At 57.8% G+C, this 7,619-nt stretch carries 7 protein-coding genes; 3 read left to right on the forward strand and 4 right to left on the reverse strand.

Going from position 1 to position 7,619, the window contains the following annotated elements; all coding sequences use genetic code 11:
• The first annotated feature begins 37 nt into the window (after positions 1-37).
• Positions 38-802, forward strand: coding sequence for a ParA family protein (locus GSQ77_RS27690; RefSeq protein WP_158907140.1), 765 nt, complete (start codon positions 38-40; stop codon positions 800-802).
• Here the strand turns inward: GSQ77_RS27690 and GSQ77_RS27695 are convergent.
• The 4 genes from GSQ77_RS27695 to GSQ77_RS27710 form a co-directional block, all read right to left on the reverse strand.
• On the reverse strand, positions 799-1,425 hold the full coding sequence (locus tag GSQ77_RS27695; protein ID WP_158907142.1) for a bifunctional 2-polyprenyl-6-hydroxyphenol methylase/3-demethylubiquinol 3-O-methyltransferase UbiG: 627 nt from the start codon (positions 1,423-1,425) through the stop codon (positions 799-801). The two genes, GSQ77_RS27690 and GSQ77_RS27695, sit on opposite strands and share 4 nt — an antisense overlap.
• A complete protein-coding gene (locus GSQ77_RS27700) occupies positions 1,422-2,027 on the reverse strand; it encodes a DUF2878 domain-containing protein (protein WP_158907144.1) in 606 nt (201 codons plus the stop codon). The genes GSQ77_RS27695 and GSQ77_RS27700 overlap by 4 nt, the downstream gene beginning before the upstream one ends.
• A 16-nt stretch (positions 2,028-2,043) precedes the next feature.
• On the reverse strand, positions 2,044-3,666 hold the full coding sequence (locus GSQ77_RS27705) for an NAD(P)/FAD-dependent oxidoreductase (protein ID WP_158907146.1): 1,623 nt from the start codon (positions 3,664-3,666) through the stop codon (positions 2,044-2,046).
• Positions 3,667-3,780: 114 nt separating this feature from the next.
• A complete protein-coding gene (locus GSQ77_RS27710; RefSeq protein WP_158907148.1) occupies positions 3,781-3,966 on the reverse strand; it encodes a hypothetical protein in 186 nt (61 codons plus the stop codon).
• A gap of 307 nt (positions 3,967-4,273) precedes the next feature.
• Here GSQ77_RS27710 and GSQ77_RS27715 point away from each other — a divergent pair, with 307 nt between their 5' ends.
• On the forward strand, positions 4,274-6,802 hold the full coding sequence (locus tag GSQ77_RS27715; protein ID WP_216854968.1) for a chitinase: 2,529 nt from the start codon (positions 4,274-4,276) through the stop codon (positions 6,800-6,802).
• Positions 6,803-6,945: 143 nt separating this feature from the next.
• A complete protein-coding gene (locus GSQ77_RS27720; RefSeq protein WP_158907150.1) occupies positions 6,946-7,323 on the forward strand; it encodes a hypothetical protein in 378 nt (125 codons plus the stop codon).
• The last annotated feature ends 296 nt before the right edge of the window (positions 7,324-7,619 follow it).

A 7,619-nucleotide genomic window follows, 5' to 3' on the forward strand; every position in this document is an offset into this window, starting at 1 on the left:
ATAGATGTACGTAGCGGTAATCGAGGACTAAAAACCCATGCGTCGAGTGGTATTCAATCAAAAGGGCGGGGTCGGCAAATCCACCATAGTGTGCAATCTCGCGGCGATCAGCGCTTCGCAGGGTCTGCGCACGCTGGTGATCGACCTCGATCCACAAGGTAATTCGAGCCAATATCTGTTGGGCGCTCAGGCGCAGGACGCGCAGCCGAGCATGGCTGATTTCTTTGAAACTGCGCTGAGCTTCAGTTTCAAGGAACCGGAAATCGGCTCGTTCGTGCATCGCACGCCGTTCGAAAACCTCGACATTATCCCGTCGCATCCGAATCTCGAAGCGCTGCAAAGCAAGCTTGAGTCGCGCTATAAAATCTACAAGCTGCGCGATGCGCTCAAAGGGTTGGAAGGCTATGACGCGCTGTATATCGATACGCCGCCGGCACTGAACTTCTTTACCCGTTCGGCGCTGATCGCGGTCGAGCACTGCTTGATTCCGTTCGATTGCGACGATTTCTCGCGCCGGGCGTTGTATGCGGTGCTTGAAAATGTGCAGGAGATCCAGCATGACCATAACCCCGATCTCAAGGTCGAGGGCATCGTCATCAACCAGTTTCAGCCGCGCGCGAGCTTGCCGCAGCAACTGGTGCAGGAGTTGGTCGACGAAGGCTTGCCGGTGCTGAGCTCATATTTGTCGTCGTCGGTGAAAATCCGCGAGAGCCACCAGCATGCACGGCCGATGATTTACCTGGAGCCGCGCCATAAGCTCGCGCAGGAGTATGTGGCGCTGCATCTGGAACTGAGCAGCTAGATTTTGCGCCAGACGCTGGCGAGCCACGGTTGCTGCTCGCGTGGCAAACCGGCTGGACGGTAGTAGTGTTCGAGTTCAAAGAAGCCCGCCGTTGTCATCGCGGCGCGCCAGTGCTCCAGGTCGTGGTACGCGCCATAGCGATCGCGGTTCCAGCCCTCGACATTGTCGCCGCGCGGGTTGGAACTGAATAGCACGCCCCCAGGTTTTAGCGTCGCTTGTAATTCGCGCAACACGCGGGGCAGTTCCTGGCTCGGTACATGAAACAGCACGGCGTTCGCAAACACGCCGTCAAAATGCTCGGGCGGCAACGCAAGCTTGAGAAAATCTTGATGCCATACCTCGCAGCCGGTTTCGGTGCGAGCCATCTGCACGAAGCGTTCGGTGCCATCCAATCCTGTTGCGGTGTGGCCCAGTGCCGTGAAGGTTTTCAGATCGCGCCCGGGGCCGCAGCCGAAATCGAGTATTGTGAGCGGCGGCTGCGCTTCGATATGACGCAAGAGCGCATCGATGTTTTGGCTGACATCGTGATCGCGCGTGCCGAGGCGAAATTCTTCGGCGCTCTGGTTATAGTGACCGAGCGTGCGCGCGGTGATGTGTTCCAGTTCGGAAGGGGGGAGTGTCATGATGAGCGGGTACCGTCCCAGTGATTGGCGATGGCCAGTACGGCCGGAATTAGCATAGCCCAGCCGATCGCGAGTGCGAGCAGCGCCAACTGCGGCGGATGAAATTGCACCGCGCCGAGCCGTGCGCCGGCCGAGAATGACATCGGGCCGCACAGCGCACCGAGTATCGCCGCCAGCAGCGGGCGACCTTTGAGCCAATTGAATGTCGTGTTGAGCGTGATGGCGAAGAGTGCCCAGAGGGCCAGCATCCAGTAGGGTGCGGTCCACGGTAGCAGGATACCGTTGGGATAGGTGAGCAGGCCCAGGTCGACCAGTGCACTTTCCCATACGCCGCCGATCGCTATGACCGCCAGCAACATCTTGAGTTCGCATCGTGGCCGGGGTACGCGCAGCAGGTGCCATATCACGATTGCGAGAGTGACTGCGACCCCGATCGACGGCACGCCATGCGCGGCGCCGAGCACGCAGGCGAACCAGCCGATCTGCGAAATGACGAAGTAGATCAGGCCAGTCCATTTGCCCGGGGGTGTGCGTGACGCTGATGTAGCTGACGTGGCCACCTCGGTATCAGCCGCCGACACCGACACTTTTTGTTTCGGCACCGGCTCGCGCGGCACGCTAAGCGCTCGCCGCGACGGTCGTGGCTCGACTCATGGCCAAGCCCACCGCCTCGGCGACCCGAATGCCATCGATCGCCGCGGAGAGAATTCCGCCCGCGTAGCCCGCGCCTTCACCGGCGGGATAGAGACCCTCGGTATTCAGGCTGACAAACGCGTCGTTGCGCTTGATGCGCAGCGGCGACGATGTGCGAGTCTCGACTCCGGTGAGCATCGCGTCGTTCATCGAGTAACCCTTGATCTGCCGCTCGAACGCGGGCAAGGCCTCGCGGATCGATTCGATAGCGTAGGCGGGCAGGCTGGGTGCCAAGTCGCATAAGTGCACGCCCGGTTTATACGACGGCACCACCGAACCAAGTGCGGTGGAGGGGCGTGCGGCCAGAAAATCGCCGACCAATTGGCCTGGGGCGCTGTAGTCACGCCCGCCCAGTTCGAACGCGCGCGATTCGAGTTCGCGCTGAAAATCGATGCCGGCCAACGCATTGCCTGGGTAGTCTTCCGGCGTAATGCCGACCACGATCGCGCTGTTGGCGTTGCGCTCGTTGCGCGAGTATTGGCTCATGCCGTTGGTGACCACGCGTCCGACTTCGGACGTGGCGGCGACTACGGTGCCGCCTGGGCACATGCAGAAGCTGTAGACCGTGCGGCCGTTTTTGCAGTGGTGCACGAGTTTGTAATCGGCTGCGCCCAGTACGGGATGCCCGGCACTGGGCCCGAAGCGTGCGGCGTCGATCAGCGATTGCGGATGTTCGATGCGAAAGCCGATCGAAAAGGGCTTGGCTTCGATGTAGACGCCACGCCGATGCAGCATCTCGAACGTGTCGCGGGCGCTGTGACCGATTGCCAGGATCACTTTCTCCGCGGCGATATATTCGCCGCCTGCGAGCATCACGCCGCGCACTTTGCCCTCGGCGATGTCGATGTCGTCCACTTTGCAGCCGAAGCGGAATTCACCACCCAGCGCTTCGATCGACGCGCGCATTTTCTCGACCATCTTGACCAGGCGGAAGGTGCCGATGTGCGGCTTGCTCACGTACATGATTTCGGGCGGCGCGTCGGCCTTGACGAATTCGGTCAGCACTTTGCGGCCGTAGTGCTTGGGGTCGCTGACCTGGCTCCACAGCTTGCCGTCGGAAAATGTGCCGGCGCCGCCTTCGCCGAACTGTACGTTCGATTCGGGGTGTAGTTCGCGCTTGCGCCAGAAGCCCCAGGTGTCTTTGGTGCGCTCGCGTACCGCCTTGCCGCGCTCGAGAATGATGGGGCGAAAGCCCATCTGCGCGAGTATCAACCCGGCAAGGATGCCGCAGGGGCCTGTGCCGATTACCACCGGACGGCTTTGCAGCCCGGCGGGTGCGTGCGTGACGAAATGGTAGTCCGTGTCAGGCGTGGGGCCTATGTGGGGTTCGCCACGCAGGCGCTCGAGTACGGCGGCTTCGTTTTCAACCTCGACGTCTAGTGTGTAGATGAGCTGGATCGCGCGCTTTTTGCGTGCGTCGAAGCCGCGGCGAAAGATCGTGTAGCCGAGCAGTGCCTTCGGCGCGATCCCCAACCGTTTCAGGATGGTCGCTTGCAGGTCGTCCTCGGGATGATCGAGGGGGAGTTGAACGTCGGTGAGCCGCAACATCTGGGTAATTCCGTGAAATTATTCTTCAAGCTGGGGCGTGCGCCATGGTGTTCTGACGGCGCGCTAATAATCCACCATTTTACAGGGTGCAGCGCTGCCGCGGAGATACGCTGTTTAGGCTGGTTGCAGATTCGTCTTTACGCGCTCTCGCTGATAGCTCCGAGCATGGCATTTATTGCGCCGGCCCCATGCGAATAGCTCCCGCAGCACGTCGATCTTCTTGACGTACATGACGACGTTCTCGGCCAAACCCTGAATGTTCCAAGCCTCGTGGCCGTTGGTGCCGTTGACTTCCGTCAAACGTGGGCCTTCCAAGCTTTGGCAGATGTGGTTGATGTCATCGCGACACTGCCTCCGCGTTTCGTCATGATCTTCATCCCAATTTATATGAGCAAGTTCATTTATGCTCGCAAACGCGCGGCGTAGCAATGCCGATGCCGACAAGCTAGAGGGCTCCTCATCGGTCTGAACTACGACGACCCTCTGTCCGAACTCACAACTTCCGATGACGCGTCCAGGTAGATGTCGTGGTTGTGCTGTCGGCGGCGGCACCAGCGTCTTTCCAGCCCGTCTCGACTACTCAGGAAATTGCATCCTAAGCACAATCATGGCAAATACGACACCACCGAATCCGCATAGCACTCCTGTGGAGTTGCTGAACTTCGCGTTTCCCTTTCGCAAGAAGGGCCAAGGCAATGCGGATGCATCCGCTGACTTTACCGACGAGCATGATTTCCACAAGTTATTGAAAAAGGAGCCATCGGGCTGCTATTCGGTCAGCAGCAAGGGCATGTGGCACGGTGGAATTCACGTCACAGAGGCGGGCGCGGGCCAAGCACTCGACCTGAAGAATGGCGTGCGCTGCATGGCCGATGGCGAAGTGGTCGCGTGGCGTGTCGATCGCACCTACCCGATCAGTGAAATCCCGGCGCAGAACGGCAAGCCTGCGATCAGCGCGCCGTATAGCACGGGATTTGCGCTGGTGCGTCACACGATGGAATTTCCCAAAGGCACCACGCTGAAGTTTTTCAGCCTGTACATGCACCTGCAGGATCTCGCGGGCTATGAAATATGTGAAACCGATACGTCAGTGCAAAAGCCTGCGTACTGGTCGCCCCAGTGTCGCGTCACTGAGTTTGCCAAGGACAAACCTCACGCCGGCCCGAGGGGCCAGGCGGCGCCCGCGGAACAGCAGGGCTTACGGGTTCGTGCGACGAAGCTTCATGGCACGATCATCGGCATCCTGCCGCGTGCCTCACAGGTCAGCATCGGCAAGCGCGAAGGCGACTGGGGCCAGATAAAGGACATGCATGGAGCGCAATTGTTTGCGCCGACGGTGGGTGAGTTTGTCGCTCCGAACGCAGCAACGAATGGATGGATTTTCCTCGGCAAGGAAGGCGGCCATCCTGTTGTCGAGGACATCATGCCGGATTCCTCGCTCGATCGCGTGGTCGTGCCATCCACACCGTTTCCAATCAAGGCTGGCGAACTGATCGGTTATCTCGGGCGCTACGACTCGTTGAGTCAGCCGGCGGCGAACCGCATGGTCCACATTGAGGTGTTTTGTGACGATAGCGTCAAGTCGTTTATCGAACAAGGTCGGGCTTGGATCCGTAGCAACGGGGCGCATCCCAACCGATGGAAGCCATTGGGGTTGTCGAGCGATCCGACGATCCTGCGTGTCGCCAAAAATACCACGCTGTACGGGAAGGCCCACGAGCGGGGGCAGGATGCGAAGCAAACAGGCGTAATCCTGATCGCTGCGTTCACCGAACTGGCGAGACTTGGAGCTCCGGAGGTGGACGCCGACCCCGGTCCTGACGGCCTGAAGCTGAACTGGTGGCATGTGGACAGTGCAGACGTGCGGGGCAAGCCCATCAATGGCTGGGTGCGGGAGCAGAGTTTCGAGGGCGGGCGGGTGACGCGCGAGTTTGCGCAGAAGTGGGTGGACTTCCAAACCTTCGAAGATGCGCACGATCCGACGCATACGATGTTTGCAACCCCGAAAGCGTTTGTCGACTATGCAAGCGGCGCGGACGTGCCGGATGCGGGAGCGCTCGGCAAACTCAGTCCGCTCATGGCAACGATCTATCGAGCGTTATATACAACTGGAGACGGTAGCCAGGCCGCGGACGAGCTTTGCGTTGCGGCGCACGATCCATGGACTTCGGTGCGCATGTCGCGACTGATCATTAAGCATGAGAGCGAGTGGGCCAATCCAGGCAAGTGGAAGCAACTCATCGCGGAGATTGAAAAGCGGACCGGCCCGCAGGTCCAGCACGAGGCGGAGCAGAAACGAATCGACAAGCTTGTTTGGTGGGATGAGGTCAAGGCCGGTCTGGCTGACCTGCCAGCGTCGGACGTCTTTCACATTCATCCGATCGGGCTAGTGGGTAATTTCCGCAAAGGTGGATTTCAATTCACGTTGGCGATGATGGAGCACCTTTTCCCGCGTGCTAACGGTCCGGAATTGCAGGATGTGGTGGATGAGCTCAACGCACACATCAGTCTCTACAAGCTTGACACCGGTTTAAGGCGCGGCCACTTCTTTGCACAAGTTAAGCAGGAAACAGGCGCCGGATTGGCAATACATAACGAGATTCTGGACTATTCGTCGACCGCATTGACTGGCGGATTGTTCTCATATTTTACCGCGCATCCGCATGACGCCCAGCTTTATGGGAGGACCAACCAACACCCAGCCGATCAGGCAGCAATCGCCAATCATGCCTATGCCGGCCAGGATGGAAATGGAGATATTGCGAGCGGGGACGGGTACCTTTATAGAGGTCGCGGCATGATTCAATTGACTCATCGTGGAGGATATCGCCGATTTACTCAATGGCACCGCGCGAATGGCGCTCAGTGGCCGCAGGATAGGCATATAGATTTCGAGGGCAGCCCGGAAGCCGTTGGGCAAGTGAAATACGCCGTGCGGTCCGCGTGCTATTTTTGGGTAATGAATAATCTCTACACCATTGCTGATGGTGGACTGGCCCAAGCAATTGTTGACGACATTTCAGGAGCGATTAATCCCGGATTGTTCCATGGACGACAGAGTGCTCAGAAGGCAGAAAGTATAAATGGGCGCCGCGTCAATTTTAATGATATTGAAAGGTGGGGAGGACTGAAGTGATATTTCACCGGGTACTAAAGGCTGCATTGATTTGCGTTCTCTCGATAGATATCCGGTCAGTAGCCAACGCTTCTAATTTCGCAGACGAGAAAACGCTGTGTACGGCTGACGAGGACGTGTACTTTAGTTGCGAGCTAGACGGCGTGTACAAAATCGCCTCTGTCTGTGCAGCGAAAAATGCTTCTCCAGACGTTGGTTACGTCCAGTACCGATACGGAATCCAATCAAAATTGGATTTCAAATATCCGGCGACCCTTATACCACCACGCGACATTATGTCGATCATCGACATATCAAGGAGCGCACTGGGGCTAGGTACTCATTTGAAATTCAAAAGTGGTGAATATGATTATGTAATATCAAACTCATTGATTCCTGGCGAAGTGTACGTCGCAAAAAAAAAGAAAATTGTATTCGATAGAATTTGCGGAGGAGCCGACTACATACCATTCTCTGAGAAGGCGAGAAATGGGGTGCCGTGGGGGAGCATCGAGAAAATCGACGATCTGGGCAATTATTGAGCATCGATTGTACCGACCCGTTAGGCGGCAGCGAAAGGAAAACTGATTGAAGGCATCCGATGAAACAAATGTCAAAAGCGATTTTTCAATGTGGTTGTTTGGTGCTCGCATCTCTTGCAACGAACGCAGACGCGAAGGGCGTTAGGCTTACGCATTGGAGTCAATGCCGCAATTGAGTTCTCCGATCCTATCCACGGTAAAGAGGAGAAAAATTTCGGGCCGGGACGGGAGACAGTTTCGTTTGTGCGCGCAAATGGGCAGCGTATAAATCTTATCCCTATGGAGAAATTGCCCCC

Source organism: Burkholderia sp. L27(2015) (genome assembly GCF_009765705.1).
Classification (GTDB): domain Bacteria; phylum Pseudomonadota; class Gammaproteobacteria; order Burkholderiales; family Burkholderiaceae; genus LMUX01.

Coding starts and splice junctions, on each gene's coding strand:
- GSQ77_RS27715 (WP_216854968.1), top strand. CDS start 4,274: ATGGCAAATACGACACCACCGAATCCGCATAGCACTCCTGTGGAGTTG.
- GSQ77_RS27695 (WP_158907142.1), bottom strand. CDS start 1,425: ATGACACTCCCCCCTTCCGAACTGGAACACATCACCGCGCGCACGCTC.
- GSQ77_RS27705 (WP_158907146.1), bottom strand. CDS start 3,666: ATGTTGCGGCTCACCGACGTTCAACTCCCCCTCGATCATCCCGAGGAC.
- GSQ77_RS27690 (WP_158907140.1), top strand. CDS start 38: ATGCGTCGAGTGGTATTCAATCAAAAGGGCGGGGTCGGCAAATCCACC.